This is a genomic window from Bradyrhizobium sp. USDA 4011, from assembly GCF_054063415.1.
This window is the reverse complement of record NZ_JBSSGG010000001.1, coordinates 2154454-2172544: the sequence shown is the minus strand read 5'-3', so window position 1 is coordinate 2172544 and position 18091 is coordinate 2154454. Positions and strand designations below refer to the sequence as shown.

18 protein-coding genes are annotated in these 18091 nt (G+C 66.3%); 10 read left to right on the top strand and 8 right to left on the bottom strand.

Going from position 1 to position 18091, the window contains the following annotated elements:
• Nucleotides 1-169 precede the first annotated feature (169 nt).
• The 3 genes from ACVW1C_RS10085 to ACVW1C_RS10075 all read left to right on the top strand — a co-directional run bounded on the left by ACVW1C_RS10085 (nt 170) and on the right by ACVW1C_RS10075 (nt 2022).
• On the top strand, nt 170-379 hold the full coding sequence (locus ACVW1C_RS10085) for a DUF4170 domain-containing protein (RefSeq protein WP_016839740.1): 210 nt from the start codon (nt 170-172) through the stop codon (nt 377-379).
• A gap of 210 nt (nt 380-589) precedes the next feature.
• Nucleotides 590-1165 carry a hypothetical protein gene (locus ACVW1C_RS10080; protein WP_456758290.1) on the top strand — a complete coding sequence of 192 codons (576 nt, stop codon included), beginning with the start codon at nt 590-592 and terminating at the stop codon, nt 1163-1165.
• Nucleotides 1166-1188: 23 nt separating this feature from the next.
• A complete protein-coding gene (locus tag ACVW1C_RS10075; protein WP_456758289.1) occupies nt 1189-2022 on the top strand; it encodes a glycine-rich domain-containing protein in 834 nt (277 codons plus the stop codon).
• Between the two features lie 21 nt (nt 2023-2043).
• Here ACVW1C_RS10075 and ACVW1C_RS10070 read toward each other — a convergent pair whose 3' ends face one another.
• Nucleotides 2044-2931: a metallophosphoesterase family protein gene (locus tag ACVW1C_RS10070; protein ID WP_456758288.1), complete on the bottom strand. Its 888-nt coding sequence runs from the start codon at nt 2929-2931 to the stop codon at nt 2044-2046.
• Nucleotides 2932-3078: 147 nt separating this feature from the next.
• On the opposite strand from ACVW1C_RS10070, the gene ACVW1C_RS10065 reads away from it, so the two are divergent.
• The 3 genes from ACVW1C_RS10065 (at nt 3079) to ACVW1C_RS10055 (ending at nt 4551) form a co-directional block, all read left to right on the top strand.
• Nucleotides 3079-3567 carry an NUDIX domain-containing protein gene (locus tag ACVW1C_RS10065; protein ID WP_456758287.1) on the top strand — a complete coding sequence of 163 codons (489 nt, stop codon included), beginning with the start codon at nt 3079-3081 and terminating at the stop codon, nt 3565-3567.
• A gap of 39 nt (nt 3568-3606) precedes the next feature.
• Entirely contained in the window at nt 3607-4119 is a 513-nt protein-coding gene (locus ACVW1C_RS10060; protein ID WP_207835642.1) for a GNAT family N-acetyltransferase, read from the top strand.
• Between the two features lie 114 nt (nt 4120-4233).
• A complete protein-coding gene (locus tag ACVW1C_RS10055) occupies nt 4234-4551 on the top strand; it encodes an EthD family reductase (protein WP_092124536.1) in 318 nt (105 codons plus the stop codon).
• A 59-nt stretch (nt 4552-4610) separates the two neighbouring features.
• Here the strand turns inward: ACVW1C_RS10055 and ACVW1C_RS10050 are convergent, their stop codons facing one another.
• The 6 genes from ACVW1C_RS10050 to ACVW1C_RS10025 all read right to left on the bottom strand — a co-directional run bounded on the left by ACVW1C_RS10050 (nt 4611) and on the right by ACVW1C_RS10025 (nt 14561).
• Nucleotides 4611-6989: a TonB-dependent receptor gene (locus ACVW1C_RS10050; protein WP_456758286.1), complete on the bottom strand. Its 2379-nt coding sequence runs from the start codon at nt 6987-6989 to the stop codon at nt 4611-4613.
• A gap of 119 nt (nt 6990-7108) precedes the next feature.
• Nucleotides 7109-7531, bottom strand: a complete 423-nt coding sequence (locus tag ACVW1C_RS10045; RefSeq protein ID WP_456758285.1) for a DUF2946 domain-containing protein — start codon at nt 7529-7531, stop codon at nt 7109-7111.
• A 143-nt stretch (nt 7532-7674) separates the two neighbouring features.
• The gene (locus tag ACVW1C_RS10040) at nt 7675-9738 is read right to left on the bottom strand and encodes a hypothetical protein (RefSeq protein ID WP_456758284.1); all 2064 of its coding nucleotides are present in this window, start codon (nt 9736-9738) and stop codon (nt 7675-7677) included.
• A 67-nt stretch (nt 9739-9805) separates the two neighbouring features.
• Nucleotides 9806-12616, bottom strand: a complete 2811-nt coding sequence (locus ACVW1C_RS10035) for a DUF4159 domain-containing protein (RefSeq protein WP_456763038.1) — start codon at nt 12614-12616, stop codon at nt 9806-9808.
• Nucleotides 12616-13557 (bottom strand): DUF58 domain-containing protein, encoded by a 942-nt coding sequence (locus ACVW1C_RS10030; RefSeq protein WP_456758283.1) that lies wholly within the window; start codon nt 13555-13557, stop codon nt 12616-12618. Before ACVW1C_RS10030 ends, ACVW1C_RS10035 begins: the two co-directional genes overlap by 1 nt.
• Nucleotides 13557-14561 carry an AAA family ATPase gene (locus tag ACVW1C_RS10025; protein WP_456758282.1) on the bottom strand — a complete coding sequence of 335 codons (1005 nt, stop codon included), beginning with the start codon at nt 14559-14561 and terminating at the stop codon, nt 13557-13559. The genes ACVW1C_RS10030 and ACVW1C_RS10025 overlap by 1 nt, the downstream gene beginning before the upstream one ends.
• A 229-nt stretch (nt 14562-14790) precedes the next feature.
• Here ACVW1C_RS10025 and ACVW1C_RS10020 point away from each other — a divergent pair, with 229 nt between their 5' ends.
• The 4 genes from ACVW1C_RS10020 to ACVW1C_RS10005 are packed head-to-tail and all read left to right on the top strand — an operon-like array spanning nt 14791 to nt 17628.
• Nucleotides 14791-15447, top strand: coding sequence for a DUF1285 domain-containing protein (locus ACVW1C_RS10020; RefSeq protein ID WP_456758281.1), 657 nt, complete (start codon nt 14791-14793; stop codon nt 15445-15447).
• A 32-nt stretch (nt 15448-15479) separates the two neighbouring features.
• Nucleotides 15480-16115 (top strand): CoA pyrophosphatase, encoded by a 636-nt coding sequence (locus ACVW1C_RS10015; protein ID WP_456763037.1) that lies wholly within the window; start codon nt 15480-15482, stop codon nt 16113-16115.
• A complete protein-coding gene (locus ACVW1C_RS10010) occupies nt 16112-16375 on the top strand; it encodes a DUF6111 family protein (protein WP_176533164.1) in 264 nt (87 codons plus the stop codon). Before ACVW1C_RS10015 ends, ACVW1C_RS10010 begins: the two co-directional genes overlap by 4 nt.
• Nucleotides 16372-17628 (top strand): CCA tRNA nucleotidyltransferase, encoded by a 1257-nt coding sequence (locus ACVW1C_RS10005; RefSeq protein ID WP_456758280.1) that lies wholly within the window; start codon nt 16372-16374, stop codon nt 17626-17628. Before ACVW1C_RS10010 ends, ACVW1C_RS10005 begins: the two co-directional genes overlap by 4 nt.
• 154 nt (nt 17629-17782) lie before the next feature.
• Here the strand turns inward: ACVW1C_RS10005 and ACVW1C_RS10000 are convergent, their stop codons facing one another.
• Entirely contained in the window at nt 17783-18061 is a 279-nt protein-coding gene (locus tag ACVW1C_RS10000; RefSeq protein ID WP_456758279.1) for a YodC family protein, read from the bottom strand.
• Nucleotides 18062-18091 lie beyond the last annotated feature (30 nt).

Here is an 18091-nt window from a genome sequence, read left to right as displayed (position 1 = left end):
CATCACCAATAAAAAACAAGGTATCTGTACGAACTTCCTGTTTTCGCGTTTATCTTCTGACACGCACTTCGTGATGCTCTGTCAATAATGTCGATATGACGAACAGGTCGCGGGGATCAGAATTCAGGCGGCTGAGCAAGGGCAGCAGGATTTTTAGAGGAGACTGACGATGAGCAAGGGCAGCAATTTCTGGGTGATCGGCGGCGAATTCGGCTCGATGAACTTCCACAAGCTCGTCGAAGGCTCGGCCCAGGTCCGCGGTCCGTTCAAGACCCGCAAGGAAGCCGAAGAGTGCTGGAAGGAAGTCTCGGAAGAGAGCCGTCACAAGGCCGGCGTGCGCTTCTCGATCGTCGAGGAGCCGTCGCGGGTTTCGGCCTGACGCCAAAATTACCAGAGCTAAGAAACGTCCAAGGACGGCGGCCCCATCCGGTTCATCCGGGTGGGGTCGACCGCTTTTGGGACAGGGCCGGGATCTTTCATCTGGGGATAAGCGGCAACCTAAGTGCTTGGGAACCAACGTCCTTTGCGGACGTCATGGTTGCTGATAGGTTAATAGGTAAGGCAACCCGTCACCACGAGGCCGTAAGGCATGTCCGATCCGCAGAACAACGGCAGCGAGGCGCGCGAGATGCGGCCGACGCTGCGAGAGGCGCTGCGGCGGGCGCGGATCGAGGCGGCCGATCGCACCGGCGTCGTCGTCGAGCTGCGCGATGCCGAAGTGGCGCGGCTCGAGATCCTCAACGACGCGCTCGATCCCTTGTTTGCGCAGGTGCCGGAGAAGGTCGATCTGTTCGACCGCGGCATCAGCCAGGGCGAGACGCCGCGGCTCTGGATCGACGTGGTCGCGCATGTGCTGATGGGCCGCGACAAGCGCATCTACCGCTTTGTGCAGGACACGAGGTTCGGCCGCATCGTGCTTGCCGAATCGCACGACGTGGCCGTGATGGTCGATGCGGTCACCGACTATGTCGCGCGGCGCATGATCGAACGCGAGCATGCGATAGTGGCAACGCCGCTTCCGGTTGCCGAGCCGCCCGCTCCGCCGCCCGTGCCGGTGGTGGCGCCGAAGCGCCGCGGCGGGATCGGCATGTTCGTGCTCGGCTTCGTCCTGGGCGCGCTGGCGCTGTTCGGCTTCGCGCTGCTGGCGAGCTTGCAGAACTACTAGCCGCTGACCGGCGGGGGGGCATCGTGGTCGTAACTCCGGCCTCGGTATTTTTCGGCATCCTGGCGGCGGCCGCGGTGGTCGGCAGCGCCGTGCTGTTCGGCAAATGGCAGACGCTGCGGCGCGCCGAATATATTCGCACCTTCAAGTGGCCGGCCGGCCTGTTGGCCCGGCTCGAGAAGCATCACCCCGGCCTCAACCGCAAGGACAGCGCGCTGGTGTCGCGCGGCCTGCGGCAGTTCTTCCTCGCCTATCTGATGAGCGGCAAGCGTTACGTCTCGATGCCGTCGCAGGCGGCCGACGACCTCTGGCACGAATTCATTCTCTACACCCGCGAATACGACGCGTTCTGCCGCCGCGCCTTCGGATCCTTCCTGCATCACACGCCCGCGGTCGTGCTGGTGAAGGAGCGGCGCCGGAGCAATGAAGGGCTGCGGCGGGTCTGGTGGTATTGCTGCAAGTACGAGAACATCGATCCCGTCAGGCCGACGCGGCTGCCGCTGTTGTTCGCGCTCGACGCCAAGCTCAGCATCGCAAACGGCTTCATCTACCACACCGACTGCGAGGCGCTGCGCCGCAGCGGCATCGGTGGCAGCAGTCCCTATTGCGGCGGCGATTTCGCCGACTCGTCGATCGACGGATCGTCAGCGGGTTTGGCGATGCCGGCAGTGACGGAAGCCATGGCGGCCATGGTGGCGACGGCGGTGGCCACGGCGGCGGTGATGGAGGTAGCGGCGACAGCGGAGGCGGCTGCGGCGGTGGGTGTGGTGGCGGCGGGGGCGGCGATTAGAGCGTTTTCGAGCGAAGTGGACGCCGTGAAGAAAACGCGTCAAAACAAGAATCTAGAGCTTCGGTTCTGATCAATCAGAACCGAAAATGCTCTAGGATAGCCGCACTCGCTTCAGCTCGCGAATGCCGTCGTCAGCGCCGAGGCCGCGCACGGTCTGCTCGCAGCGCCAACCATTGCCGTCGCGCTCGATCGAGAACAGATTGTAGGCTGCCGCCGGATAGTGCCTGCGCGCCAGCGCCGATGCCGACGGCACGCCGATCGCCGGGATCTTCCGCTCGGGGCCGTCGAACCACATCGTCGAATGGATGTGGTCGTGGCCATGCAGCACCAGCTCGACGCCGTGCCGCTTGAGCAGCGCCAGCAGCTGATGCGAATCGGTCAGCCGTTTGGCGCGCCCGTCGGAGTGCAGCGGGTGATGCACCAGGAGGACGCGGAAGGCCTCCTCCCGCGACAGCTGCGCGAGGATCGTATCCAGCGCGCCGAGCTGAGCATGGCCGAGCCAGCCGGTCGCCATCAGCGGCGGTGTCGGCACCGCCGAGGAGACGCCGATCAGCGCCACCGGCCCGCGGCGTCGCACGAACGGAAAATGCGTCGCCGCGCCGTCGGTGTCGCCGCGCAGATAGTCGCCGAAGTGACTGACGAAGCGATGCCGGGTCGCGCGCACATAGGCGTCGTGATTGCCGGGGACCACGGTGACGTCGGCGGCGCTGCCGACACCCTCGAGCCATTGCCGGGCCGGATTGAACTCGGCATCCAGCGCCAGGTTGACGAGATCGCCGGTCACCGCGACGTGGTCCGGCTGCTGTGCCTGCATGTCCGACACCAGCGTGTCGAGCACCTCGCGGCGATGATATTTGTGACGGTTGCGCGTCCAGTTCAGGTAGCCGAAGGCGCGCTTGCCGGCGAGATCGCGCAGCCGCGCCGCCGGCAGCGGTGGCAGATGCGGATCCGACAGATGCGCGAGACGGAACACTGCCATCACGCGATTCCCTTCGGATTGTCGGTGAAAAATGGCCGGCAGCCGGTCATGTCGTGCTATCCCGAACGTCCTGCCCTGTATTGGCAAGAGCTGCGCAAGCGCGCAAGGATCAAAGCACGGATCAAACACCATGATGTCGAGGGTTCAGTGACGGTCCTGCTCGATTTACGCAAGCGCTACGAGCCGCAGATCAGGTGGGTATTTCATTTCTATTGGCGGCTGGCCCGCAGCATGACACTCGGGGTCCGCGCCGTCGTGCTCGACGCCGATAACAAGGTGTTCCTGGTCAAGCACAGCTACGTCCAGGGCTGGTATCTGCCCGGCGGCGGGGTCGAGGTTGGTGAAAGTTTTATCGAAGCGCTGCGGCGCGAGCTGGAAGAGGAGGGGCGGATCGAGCTCGACGGCACGCCGGTGCTGCACGGCATCTTCCACAACAGCCACGTCTCGCCGCGCGATCATGTCGCGGTCTATGTCGTCAGGAACTACCGGCAAGACCGGCTGCCGGAGCCGAATCGCGAGATCGTGGCCTGCGGCTTCTTCGATCCGGCTGATCTGCCTGATGGCACCACCCCCGGTACGCGGCTGCGGATCGCGGAGGTGCTCGAGGGCAAGCCGCCGCCGGCGACATGGCGGTGATGGACCGCGCCCGCGCCAGATGCTATCCCGCGCCCCACAATGACTGAACTGTCCCTGACCATCCTGCCCGAGACCCCGAAAGACGCCCAGGCGATCGAGCGCCTGCATGAGCGCACCTTCGGGCCCGGCCGCTTCGCGCTCAGCGCCTACCGGTTGCGCGAGCATGTCGATCATCTGCTCGACGTCTCCTTCACGGCGCGGATCGGCACGCTGCTGGTCGGCTCGGTGCGCCAGCTGCCGGTCACGATCGGCGATACGCCGGCCCTGATGCTCGGGCCGTTGACGGTCGAGCCGCCGTTCCGCAGCCGCGGCGTCGGCCGCGCGCTGCTCGAGCGTGCGATCAACGACGCCCGCGCCAAGGGCCATCGGCTCATCGTGCTGGTCGGTGACGCGCCGTACTATTCGCGGGTCGGCTTCAAGCCGGTCCCGAAAGGCCGGATGACGATGCCCGGCCCCGTCGACTACAGTCGCCTGCTTGTCATGGAACTGGTCGACGGCGCTGCCGAGGGCGTATCCGGGCCGATCCAGCCGGACTGGAGCAAGGCGATCTGACATCCGCGCGAGCGTCGCCCGGAACGGTTGCGCGCTGTCGGAAACTGAAGCACAGTTGAGGCAAGCGCCGGGACAAGACCGGCGCATGTCATATCAACAGGGAGAGTGCGCGCCATGATCAAGGTCAGTGTGATGTATCCGAACAATCCAGGCGCACGCTTTGATCACGAGTATTATCGCGACAAGCACATGCCGCTGGTGAAGGCGCGCCTCGGCGACGCCTGCAAATACTACACCGTCGACAAGGGGCTCGCCGGCGGCGCGCCGGGGACGCCCGCAACCTATGTCGGAATGTGCCACATCTTCTGCGACTCGGTTGAGGCCTTCGCGGCCGGTATGGGCAAGCACGCCCAGGAGATCATGGGCGACATTCCGAATTACACCGATCTGCAGCCGGTGATCCAGATCAGCGAAGTCGTCGTCGGTCACTGACCGCGCAGGCGTTAGAGCATCGATCCCTCTGCCGCAAGCGGCAGAGGGATATACTTGTCTCAGAACTTCAGATTGGCGAAGGCCCGCACGCCGAGGCCCGGCATCAGCACCTCGTCCTTGGTGTAGGACACCGAGTTGCGGATGTTCTGGTTGAGCAGATTGTTGCCGACCAGGCCCAGCGTCATCTCGCGCGCGCTGATCCATGATTGATTGAGCTTGGTGTTGTAGGTGATCTCCGCGTTCAGCAGGTTGTATCCCGCGGTCGGGGTCTCGCCGATGACCGCGATGTCGTTCTGCGCAAAGGCGTGCACCAGGTTGATGCGGGTGAACCAGTTGCTGTCGCGCCAGTAGACGCCGCCGCCAAGCCGCACCGGCGGAATCCGCGGCACGTTGCTGCCGTCGGTGAAGGTGGCGCGCACCACGTCGAACTGGTTCTCGATGCCCCAGATGCCGCCGTTGAGCGCGCCGATGTCGAGCTGGCTCTGGAACTCGGCGCCACGGAAGATGGCGTCGCGCTGCGCGTATCTCGCCTGGTTCAGCTCAAGCTGGTCCGGATTGGCTATGTCCACGCAAGCCGCGCTGTCGCACGTGTTGCCAGTCAATTGGCGGTAGATAAAGCCGTTGAACTTCGTGTAGTAGCCGGTGAGTTCGAATCGCAACGGCCCCGTCGCCCGGCGTAGTCCGACCTCGATCGATTTTGCCGTCTCGATGCCGAGATTAGGATTGCCGATGTCAAAGGTGGCGGTCGCATCATGGGCGCCGCGTGAAAACAGCTCCGCCGGTTTCGGCGCGCGTTCGACGTATTGACCGGTAATGCTCGCAACCAGATCCCACGGCAGGTTCTGGATCAGGCCAATGCTCGCACTTTTCGGCGCGAAGTGCACATTGCGCGGCGTGGCTGGACCAATACTGGCAGGGTCGATGTTGACGTCGAACACGTCAGGTATGAATGCCGGCGTTGTCCCGGAGAGGTCAATGTGCTCGATGCGTGCGGCGATGTGCGCCTTGGTGGTCTCGCTGAATTTCAGCTCGTTGAAGACGTAACCGGCGACCCTGTTGTTGTTGTTAGGGTCCCACAATCCGTTGAGCGGGCTGCCTGGATCATCCGGACTTGGGGCGGTCAATTCCTGATGGCCGGCCTGCAGACCGAACGCCGTCGTCACGGCCGCGAAGCGCGCGTTGAATGGCATCGTTTGCACTTCGAGCCGGGCTTCCTGCTCTTTGTTGGTAAAAATCTGCCGCACGCCGTCGGTCGACAGATCGGCAGGGACAGCAAGCCCGAGCTCGTTGTGGCGATAGTCGGTCGCGCCGACCCAGAGCCGCACGGCGTCGATCGCAGCCGCATCGGGCCGGTACTCGCCCTTGACGGCGACCTTGGTCTGGTGCGCGTCGATCCGGGTCTGGTGATCGGCGCCGTCGATTCCCGGAATGTGATAGAGCGAGTCGTTCTGGGTGATCGACGCACCGATATAGCCGCCCTGGAAGAAATAGGACGCGCCGACCGAGGCGCCGTCCGACTGCGTCGCAGAGTTCGGCTGGCGGCCGTTCACCGGTCGGGTCTTGTCGAACAGATACGGGTAGCTCGGGATGCTGTAGTCGCTGGTGGTGCGGCCATAGACGTCGGCATGCACCGCGACGTTGTTGCCGCCGGCGTCCAGCAGCATGCCGCCCTCGACGCCGCGATTGACCGAACTCACCGACGTGCGGGTCTCGACATTGAGGCAACCCGGACCGCCTGCGTCAGCCAGCGGCGCCTTTACTGGCAGTCCATAGCTCTGAAATGGTGGCGCCGCGCAGGTCGGCATCGCGTCGGGAATGCGGTTGTTGGTGGCACTCACCACGCCGCCGATCGAGGTCGAGCCGTAGCGCAACGCGGCAGGTCCCCGCACCACCTCGATCTGGTTGGTCGAGAACGGATCGATCGGCACGAAATGATCTTCGCCGAGATCCGAGACGCCGCCGCCGCCAAGGCCATTCTCGACGATGCCGACGCGGTTGACGTCGAGGCCGCGGATGATCGGCCGGCTCGATGCGCCGGGCGCAAAACTCGAGCCGGTGATACCGGGCTTCGAGAACAAGAGGTCGCCGAGCGTGGCGGCGCCGGAGCGTCGCAGTTCCTCGTTCGGGATCACGGTGACGGTGGCGAACTGGTCGGTGACGATGGGGAGCACGCCCTGCTGCGGTGCCGGCGCCGGTGCGGCGGGCGCAGGTTGTGCGGCGGCGGCGCGTTCGCGGTTGCGGCTAGGTGCGGCCCGGACGACGTGGGTCGGGGTGCGCGTTGGCGTGGTGCGGTGGCGCTGGATCGGGCTTGGTGCCGTCACGGTGATGTCGGGGAGTTGCGTCGCCGTGTCGTCGGCCAGTGCGCCGCTATGCATTGCGCCGAGCAGCAGCCAGCTCGCGCCTCCGATGTGGAGTGCTCGTTTCTTCTGAAGTGTCATTGTCCCGATCCAAAGTCCCAGCCCCGTCGAAATGACGGATCGATCCCGATTTGCCTTAGCGGAGCAGGCCGCAACTGTGACGCGGCCGTCCGCTCAGGGCGTGCAGCAATCAGTCGATGTCAGGACAAGGGAGGTGCGCGGGAGTGGAAGGCCGCAGGCGCCGACTTCAGATGGACGAATTCGGCACTGGTGGTGCGGAACAGAAGCTCGACGGCTTCCGGCAGCAGCAGCACCGGCGGCGCCGCGAACAGCATGCTGCTCGCGAGCGCGATGACGGCGCAGATCGCGCAATGATCGGCTGGATGCCGGTCATTGTCATGTTTGGTGGGCGGCTCGGTCCCGGTCACCTGGACCGCAAGGTCCGGCGTCGCCGAGGTCCCGATATAGGCGAGGTCGAGCAGCGACAGGCCGGTCTGGACCGCGGGCGCCGCTTGCGCGGCCGCAATGGGGTGGAGGTGCCCGAACGACAGCACGAACTGGACGGCGAGCGCGAACAGCGCCAGCCGCGAGCCAGTCTTGATGCGTCTCCGGAACCACTTCATGCGATAGCGCCCACCCAGTCGGGAGCGCGCGAATACCCCTGCAGTCCCGATGTTACATCATAACATCGGATGGGTTCAGACACACTGTGTCGATGTGTCGCCCGTGTGTGTTTGCCGCAACGCAGACGCGAGCCCGACCGGGCTCAGCGTCCCTCACGCAGCCAGGTTGCCGCGAATGCGCCGAGCAACAGCAGCAGGCCGACCAGGCCGGCGAACATCGGCAGCACGCCGACGCCCTTGACCACGCTGGCGTCGCGCATCTTGACGCCGAGCCAGCCGTCGCCGCGGAAGATCGTCGACGCGCGCACCGGTACGATCCGCGGCATGTCGAGGCTCGATCCGTCGACGATGCGCCGTGCGTCGCCGCCGGTCGCCTGCGCCAGCGGCTTCAGCATGTCGGTGGTCGAAGTGACCTCGGAGAATTCCTTCGGGTTGGTCGGGCCGACATTGATCAGCGCCTTCAGCGTGCCGTCAGTCGCTTGCCACAGGCCGAGCTCGCTTGCCGGCAACGTCGCGCGCCATTCGCCGGGATCGCCAGCGGCCAAGGTCAGTTCATGCGTGGCGCCGCTCGGCGACGTCACGGTGACCGGCCCGACACTGTCGGCCATGGTCTGCCGCACCACCATCAGGTCCTTGCCCTGCACTTGCATGCGCAGCGCCTCTTCGTCGAGGTCGGGCTGCTTCATCAGCCAGTGAGATACGCGCCGCAACAGATCGAGATGCGGTCCGCCGCCCTCGTAGCCGCGCGCCCACAGCCAGATCTGGTCGGAGAGCAGCAGCGCCACGCGGCCTTCGCCGAACCGCGACAGCAGCAGCAGCGGCTTGCCGTCGGCGCCGGTCATGACCGGCGGGTTGATCGCGTTGCGGGTGTCGACGGTGCGGAAGAACCGGCTCCAATGCGGCGGCTCGGCATTCGAGCCTTCCAGCCCGCGCGTCACCGGATGGCGTTTCCCGGCATCGCTCAAATGCGCGTAGAACGGCTTCTCGGTGACGCCGACCGGCTCGGCTGGCAGCACCGAATCCAGCGGTGTGCGCCAGATGCTGGTGGTCGAGGCGTAATCGGGACCGGCCGACACCAGCACCGCGCCGCCCGAGCGGACATAGCGTGCGATGTTGTCGAAATAGGCGATCGGCAGCACGCCCTGGCGGGCGTAGCGGTCGAAGATGATCAGCTGGAATTCGTTGATCTTCTGCTGGAACAGCTCGCGGGTCGGAAACGCGATCAGCGACAGCTCGTTGATCGGCGTGCCGTCCTGCTTCTCCGGCGGACGCAGGATGGTGAAGTGCACGAGATCGACGCTGGGGTCGGACTTCAAGAGATTGCGCCAAGTGCGCTCGCCGGCATGCGGCTCGCCGGATACCAGCAGCACGCGCAGCTTGTCGCGCACGCCGTCGATCGCCACTACGGCGCGGTTGTTGACCGGCGTCAGCTCGTTCTCGAGCGGCGAGGCCTCGATCTCGACGATGTTGGGCCCGGCATGCTTGATGTCGATGTCGACACTCGAGGTCTGGCCGCTGCTCAGGGTGCGCTCGTTGATCACCTCGCCGTCGCGGCGGATCGTGACCTTGGCGCGCTCGCCGGTGACGCCCTGGTCGTCGAGCCGGTAGGTGATGGTCTGGGTCTGGCCGACGATGCCGAAGCGCGGCGCGGCCGTGATCGCGATACGGCGGTCGCGCTCGTCCTTGCGGCCGGTGATCAAAGCGTGCACCGGTGCCTGGAAGCCGAGCGCCTGGGCGTTGGCGGGAATGTCGTGCACGCGGCCGTCGGTGATCATAAACGCGCCGGCGACGCGCTCGACCGGAACATCCGACAGTGCCGATGTCAGCGCGCCGAACAGCTTGGTGCCGTCGGTTTCGCCGTCGGCCTGGCCGGCCTCGACGACGCGGACCTCGAGGCCCTTGATCTGCTTCAGGCTGTCGACCAGCGCCTGCCGCGCCTTGTCGGTCTCCTGGTTGCGCGTGCCGAAATTCTGGCTCGGGCTCTTGTCGATCACCACGGCGGCGACCGAGGATAGCGGCTCGCGCTCCTCGCGGGTGAAGGAGGGATTGGCCAATGCGAGCAAGATCAGCGCCAGCGCGGCGACACGCACCGCGGCGCCGCGCGCGCGCGACAGCAGCAGCAGTGCCGCGATGACGACGATCGCGCCGAGCGCGATCCACAGCACGATCGAAGGAACCAGCGGTGTGAACGCGATACCGTAGTTCATGGCTTGCTTCTATTCGTTGTGAGCATGATCTGTTCGGAAAACCGGTTCCCACTTTTCCGGATCATGCTCATTGTCCCAGCCGCTCGATCAGGGCAGGCGCGTGCACCTGGTCGGCCTTGTAGTTGCCGGTCAGCGTGTACATCACGATGTTGACGCCGGCGCGGAAGGCGAATTCGCGCTGGCGCGGCTCGCCCGGTGTCAGCGGCAGCATCGGCTGCCCGTCGGGACGGATCGCCCAGGCGCCGGCGAGGTCGTTCGACGTGATGATGATCGGCGAGACGCCGTCGCCACCGCGCGCCGGGCGCTGCGCAGCCTCCTCGTCGTCCTCGCGCGGCAGCGCCTCGACCCAGGTCTGGCCCGTGTTGAAGCGGCCGGGGAAGTCGCGCAGCAGATAGAACGTCTTGGTCAGCACGTGCTCGCGCGGCACCGGCTCGAGCTCGGGCACGTCGAGGGTCGACAGCAATTCGCGCAGCGTCTGCATGCCCGGCGTCTGCGACGCGCCATTGTCGCCCGGCGGCGCCTCGACGGCGTCGCGGGTGTCGAAGATCACGGTGCCGCCCTGCTTCATGTAGGCGTCGATCTTGTTGATGGCGTCCTGCGCCGGCTTCGGCGCGCCCGGCACGATCGGCCAGTAGATCAGCGGAAAGAATGCCAGCTCGTCGCGCGCGGGATCGATGCCGACGGGATCGCCGGCTTCCAGCGCGGTGCGCTGCCCAAGGAACAGCGTCAGTCCGGACATCCCGGCCTTGACGATGGAATCGACGTCGGCATTGCCGGTGACGACATAGGCCAGCCGCGTCTGCGACACCGCCTTGATGGCGAAGTCGTCGCTGCTGGCGTTCTGGGCGCGCGTCGGTGACGGCACCATCATGGTCGCAAGGACGAAGGCTAACGCAAGCACCGCCGGCGCGGCGCGCCGCCGGATCAGCGCGGCAAGGCCGCCGCCGAGCATCGCCACCACGATCGCATCGAGCAGAAACAGCGCCAGCGCCGTCGAGAGCATGATGCCGCGCAGGTCACGCGGCTCGGTGTTGGTGTAGGTCGCATGCTTCGCGCGCAGGCCGGAGATGTCGAGCGGCGCAATGCGGTCGGCGGAGGCCAGCGTGTTGACCGCGATCGGGCTCTCGGCGGTGCCGTAGAAGCCGGGCGGATGGTCCGCGGTGCCGCGGTCGCGATAGTCCGCCGACATCGGCTTGGCGGTCGAAGGCGGCGGCCCGAAGGCGCCGAAGCCGTCCAGCGTGCGCAGCGGCGCCACCGTCTCGGCATTGGGATCGCTGGCGACGCCGGGGCCGGGCTTCGAGGTGTAGCCGGACATGTCGATCAGCCGGCGCAGCATCTCGACGAAGGTGCCGGACATCGGCAGGTCCGACCAGCGCATGTCGGCGCCGACATGGAACAGGCTGACCACGCCCTTGCCGCGATGCTCGCCGGTGACGAGCGGCGTGCCGTCCTCCAGCGAGGCCCAGCTCTTGGTCGCGAGCACGGCGTCGGGCTCGGCCAGCACCTGGCGGCTGACGGTGATGTCCTTCGGCACGGTGAGGCCCGTGAACGGGCCGTCGGCGGCGAACGAGGCCATGTGTTGCGGCTTCTCCCAGGTCAGGCTGCCGCCGAGCGTGCGTCCGCCGCGGCGCAGCTTGACGGGAACGAGGTCGTCATCGGCCTGCGCGAGGCGGGGACCGGCGAAGCGCACTAGCACGCCGCCTTGCTCGATCCAGGCGTTGAGCCGGTCGCGGATCTCCGGCGACAGCGTGCCGACATCGGCCATCACGATCATCGGCAGCCGCTGATTGAGGAATTGCCCGATCACCTGCTGCGGCGCGCCGCGATCGCCGAGCCTGACGTCGGCGAAGGGCGAAAGCGCGCGGGAGAGATAGAAGGTCGAGGCCAGCAGCGGCTGGGCGGTGTCGTTGCTCGCACCCGAGACCACGCCGATGGCGCGGCGGCGCCAGCGCCGGTCGAGCAGCTGCACCGCGCCGGCCGAATGCTCGCCGGAGATTTCGAGCCGCGCGATGTCGTTGCGCAATTCGACCGGAAGATCGAAGGCGGCTTCTGTCTCGCGCTCCTTCGGGCCGAATGCGTAGCGGGCCTCGCCGATCGGCGAGCCCTTGGCGTCGACCGCACGCACCGTTCCCGCAGCGATGCCGCTCTCGGTGCGCAGCACCTTCACCGTCATCTTGGCCGCGGCGTTCTCGGCCGCGACCAGCGCCTGCGCCGACTGCGCGCCGCCGGCATAGATCGTCAGATTGCGGCTCTCGATCACCTTGCCGAGACCTTCGGTGAATTCGCTGCCGCGGCCGGTGTCGACGCCGTCGGACAGCCAGGCGATGTCGCAGTCGCCGGTCGATTTGAGGAAGCGTTCCAGCGTCGCGAGGGTTTCAACGCGATCGATCGAGTAGGGCTTTGGCGCAAGCTGGCGCAGCGCGACGCGCGCGGCACCGGCCGGCATCAGTGTGATGTCGCGCGTCGGCTCGGAGAGCGGCACCAGCGCGACGCCGCGGCGGTCGCTGTCGGCATTGGTGACCAGCTCGTCCGCGGCCTTGATCCGCGCATCCCAGCTCGAGGCCGCGCTCCAGCCGTCGTCGAGCAGGATCACCAGCGGCTGCTTGCCGGCGGCAACGCCGATCTGCGGATTCCAGATCGGCCCGGCGGCGGCGAAGATGACCAGCGCGGCGGCGGCGAGCCGCAGCAGCGTCAGCCACCACGGCGTGCGCGATGGCGTCTCCTCCTTGGGTGCGATGTCGAACAACAGCCGCGTCGGCGGGAAGTCGATCCGGCGCGGCCGCGGCGGCATCACGCGCAAAAGCCACCACAGCACCGGCAGGCTGATCAGCCCCAATAGCAGCAATGGTTCGGCGAAGGAGAGCGGGAGGCCTGCGATCATGCGCTGCGTCCCGCCTTGACCGTTGAGCGGCCGCCGCCCTTGCTCACCATCATGCCGGCGTGCAGGAACAGCAGCAGTTCGGCCGCGGAGCGGCTGGTGGTGTGGGTCGAGAACAGCCAGTCGAGCCGGTTGGTCTCGGCACGGATCTGATCGCGATGCAGCGCGACGCGCGCGACATAGTCGCTCGCCCAGCTCTCGGCGCGGCCCGCGGTGATGACGCTGCCGGCCTCGGGCTCGACGAATTCGACACGGCCCGAATAAGGAAAGCTCTCTTCGGCGGGATCGACGACCTGGATCATGGTGCCGTGCGCGCCGGAGGAGGAAAGCCCGCCCAGCATCGCCGTGATCTCCGCGATCGGCGACCAGAAATCCGACAGCACGACGATCTCGGCCAGCGACGACGGCACGAAGGACGGCGGCAGGCTGGCGCGCTCCTTCTCGTCGTGCAACATCGCTTCCGCCATCTTGTCGATCACGTTGAGGCTTGCGGTCGGGTTCAGCAGGCCGGGAATGCCGACGCGTTCTCCGCCCGCAACGAGCAGCTCGGCAAGCGCGAAGGCGACGATCAGTCCGCGCTCCAGCTTGCTGTCGCGGGCTTCGCGCGAGGCAAACACCATCGAGGGCGAGCGGTCGGGCCAGATCCACACGGTGTGCGCGGCCTCCCACTCCTGCTCGCGGACATAGAGATGGTCATCGCGCGCCGAGCGGCGCCAGTCGACGCGCTGCGACGGCTCGCCGGAGACGAAGCGGCGGTATTGCCAGAAATTCTCGCCCGAGCCGGCGCGGCGGCGGCCGTGCAGGCCATGGATGACGTTGGCGGCGACGCGGCGGGCTTCAAGCACAAGACGCGGCAGCGATGCGGCGAGCGTTCGGCTTTCGCCATCGGCACGTCGAACCGCCAGGATCTCCTCGTTCCGGTGCCTGTTGTCTGCCGCCATCAACCGATCCGCGTCTTCAACTGCTTGATCACGTCTGGAATGGTGCGGCCCTCGGCGCGCGCCGAGAAGGTCAGCGCCATGCGATGCTTGAGCACGGGCTCGGCGAGATCGAGCACGTCGTCGATCGACGGCGCGAGCCTTCCGTCGAGCAGCGCGCGGGCGCGCACCGCCAGCATCAAGGCCTGGCTGGCGCGGGGACCGGGTCCCCATGCGATCAGCTTGCCGGCTTCGCCGCCCTCGGTGCCGGGGCGCGCGGCGCGCACCAGCGTCAGGATCGCCTCGACCACGGAATCGCCGACCGGCAGGCGGCGCACCAGGCGTTGCGCGGAGATCAGCGTCTCGGCGTCCATCGACGCCTTGGCGAGCGTCTCATCGGCACCGGTGGTTTCGAACAGGATGCGCCGCTCGGCGTCGCGATCGGGATAGTCGACGTCGATTTCCATCAGGAAGCGGTCGAGCTGCGCCTCGGGCAGCGGATAGGTGCCTTCCTGCTCGAGCGGGTTCTGCGTCGCGAGCACATGGAACGGCTTCGGCAAATCGTGCCGCGCGCCGGCAATGGTGATGTGCTGCTCCTGCATGGCTTGCAGCAGCGCCGACTGGGTGCGCGGGCTAGCGCGGTTGATCTCGTCGGCCATCAGGAGCTGCGCGAACACCGGACCCGAGATGAAGCGGAACGAACGCTTGCCGGCGGAGCTCTCGTCGAGCACTTCGGCGCCGAGAATGTCCGACGGCATCAAGTCGGGCGTGAACTGGATGCGCTTGGCGTCGAGCCCGAGCGTGACGCCGAGTGTCTCGACCAGCTTGGTCTTGGCAAGGCCGGGCACGCCGATCAGCAGCGCGTGGCCGCCGGACAGGATCGTGACCAGGGTGTTCTCGATCACCTGGTCCTGCCCGAAGATGACGGTGGCGACCGCTTCCTTGGCCGCCTTGATCTGGCCCGCGACCTGTTCAGCCGAGCGGACGATCACATCTTCCAGTTTTTCGACGCTGTCTGCACCGGCCATTCGATCCGCTCCTTCTTGACGATGCGCTCGATTCTCGCGTCGTCACCACATGGACCGCATGCTAAACTTATGCGAAGGCCATGTATTCGTTGAATTAAACTATCCCCACCTTATCGGTATTTCAGGGTATGAACGGCATCACGATGTGGCGAGAATGACATCCCGACCACATCTCAGGATACGTGCACCAAATGTGCCAGATTGAGGGTTGGAAACTTCAGGGCAAACAATGGCGAAGCAAGGGCAGAGCGATTCCGGCAGTGAAACTACGGGGCTCGAAACGAAGGCCCTCGGAGGCAAGGGCCTCGAAGGGCTGACCACTGCCGCCAATCAAGCTGCGACATCGGGGCAGGCCGGACGCAAGGGCCTGCCGCCGGTTCACCTGTGGAATCCGCCTTTCTGCGGCGATCTCGACATGCGAATCGCGCCTGACGGCACCTGGTTTTACATGGGAACGCCGATCGGACGCCCGGCGCTGGTGCGGCTGTTCTCCACGATCCTGAAGCGCGAGGACGGCAAGCACTTTCTCGTGACACCGGTGGAGAAGGTCGGCATCCGCGTCGACGACGCGCCGTTCCTTGCGGTGGAAATGCAGACCCATGAAGACGCGCGCGGCCGTTTGCTCCGGTTCCGCACCAATGTCGACGACTGGGTCGATTGCGAGAAGGGCCACGGCCTCAGATTCGAGGCTGCCGAGGATGGCGGATTGACGCCCTATCTGCATGTCCGCGCCGACCTGTGGGCGAAGGTCACCCGCGCGCTCTACTACGATCTGGTTGACATGGGCGAGGAGCGGATGGTCGATGGTCAGGAGATGTTCGGCATCGAGTCCGGCGGCGAATTTTTCGCGATGGCCGATGCCAGCCAGGTGAGGGGCGCACTTTGAACGAGCCGTTGCTGAAGGTGAAGCCGGCGACGATCAGCTCGACGGAATTCTTCGCGCGAGCCCGCACGCGGCTCGATTTCGAAGTGCCGCCGGGTCTGGTCGATCCGAATATCATTCCGCGCACCGGCGATTCCGGCAACGATCGCATGCTCGAGATCGTGGCGCAGGAGCAGCCGGTGCGGCCGGCCGCGGTGCTGATCCCGGTGGTCGATCATCCCGAGCCGACCGTGCTGTTGACGCAGCGTTCGCCCAATCTGTCGAGCCACGCCGGTCAGATATCGTTTCCCGGCGGCAAGATCGACGCCACCGATGCCTCGCCGCTCGATGCGGCGCTGCGCGAAGCCTGCGAAGAAGTCGGGCTGAAGCGGGAATTCATCGACCCTGTCGGCTATCTCGACCTCTATGGCACCGCTTTCGGCTTCCGCATCCTGCCGACGGTCGCCAGGGTGAAGCCGGGATTTACCTTAGAGATCAACGAGGCCGAGGTCGTCGATGCGTTCGAGGTACCGCTCGCTTTCCTGATGAACCCCGAGAATCATCAGATCCACACCAAGGAATTCCGCGGCATGGACCGGTCCTACTACGCGATGCCGTTCGCCGAGCGCTACATCTGGGGCGCGACCGCCGGCATCCTGCGGGTGCTGTATGAGCGGATCTATCTGTCATGATCCGCACGGTGTTGACCGAGGTCGGAGTCTTTCTGATCCCTTTCGCGGTCTATGCCATCTTCCTCATCGCGACGCGGTCCGGCGTGACGCTGCCTGCATCCTGGCCGCTCGACATGATCGCGAAGCTGACGCTGGCGGCGCTGGTGCTGGTCATCGTGAGCTTCGTGCTGCTCGCCGAATTGACCGGCGCGCCGCCGAACTCGACCTACGTTCCCGCCCATATCGAGAACGGCAGGTTGGTGCCGGGAGCTGAGAAATGAGCGAGGTGCGCCTGTTGTCCGACGCGCCATGGCTCGCTTCGGGGCCCGCGGCGCGCGTGCTCGGCCTCCTCAACGCCGACGGCGAGGAAGCGCGGGTGATCGGCGGCGCCGTGCGCAACGCGCTGATGCGGATTCCGCTCGCCGACATCGACATCGCCACCACGGCAGTGCCGGAGGAGGTGATCCGCCGCGCCAAGCGGGCAGCCATCAAGAGCGTGCCGACCGGGATCGAGCACGGCACGGTGACCCTGGTCGTCGACGGCCATCCCTTCGAGGTGACGACGCTGCGCGAGGACACCGAGACCTATGGCCGCAAGGCCAAGGTGGCGTTCGGGCGCGACTGGGTCCGCGACGCCGAGCGGCGCGACTTCACCATCAACGGCCTGTCGGTCGACGCTTCGGGCGTCGTGCATGATCACGTCGGCGGTCTCGCCGACATCGAAGCGAGGCGGGTGCGCTTCATTGGCAGTCCCGCGCAGCGGATTGCCGAGGATTACTTGCGCATCCTGCGCTTCTTCCGCTTCCACGCCGCCTATGGCGCAGGCGAGGTCGATCGCGCCGGCTATCTCGCCTGTATCAGCGGGCGCGCCGGGATTGCCGGCCTCTCGGCCGAGCGCATCCGCATGGAGATGCTCAAGCTCGTGGTCGCGAACGGCGCCGCCGGCGCGGTGGTCGCGATGGGCGATGGCGGGTTGCTGCTGCCGCTGTTCGGCGGCGTCGCCTATACCGGGCCGTTTGCGGCGATGATAGAGATCGAAGGGTTGATGGGGCTCGCGCCGAGCGCGACGCGCCGGCTCGCCGCGCTGACGGTCGCCGTGACCGAGGACGCGCGGCGGATCGCAAGCCGGCTGCGGCTCTCCAACGCCGAAGCCAAGGCGCTCGACTCGATGGGTCATCGCTGGTGGCGCCTGCCCGGCATGGACGAGGCGCGTGCCAAGCGCAGGCTCTACCGGCTCGACGAGGAGCCCTATCGCGACCGGCTGCTGCTCGCCTGGGCGCGAACCGGCGCGGGCCGCGACGTCGAGCAGTGGCGCGCGCTCGCCACACTGCCGCAGCGCTGGCGCGCGCCTCACTTTCCGTTGCGGGCGTCGGATTTCATCGCGCGCGGGATTGCCGAAGGACCGGCGCTGGGGCACGTCCTGACCCTGGCTGAGGATGCCTGGCTAGCCGCGGATTTTCCGCTCGATCCGCAGGTGTTGTCTGGCATCGCCGACCAGACCGTTTCCCGTTTCACCCGCGACCATCGGCTCTAGATTTTCTTGCCGGGTATCTCGCCGGATTTTCTTGCCGGCGTCTCCATGCCGCCGGGATCGTCGGCGGCATGGCGACGATTGGCTGAACGACGATTGAACTTGGTGTGGAGACGATGCCGCCGGCATGTGCCAGGCAGCATCGCGCCAACGGATCTCAAGCCGCCTTGCGCTTCTTCTTGCGGTCGCCGTCGTCGTCCTCGTCTTCGTCGTCCGCTTCTTCCTCGTCGTCGTCTTCGTCCTCGTCGTCTTCCTCTTCATCGTCTTCCGGATCGATTTCGGCCGACTCGAGTGCGACGAGCGGCAGGGTTTCGCGAAACAGATCGCCGTCCGTTCCCATCCACAGGCACTCGACCTTGTCCTCGTCGACCTCGACCACCGTGATCGGATGGCCGCCGGACTTCAGCATGACGACATCGCCTGGTTTCAGTTCCATGATTTTCCCTCCGCGCTGGATGACGCGGAC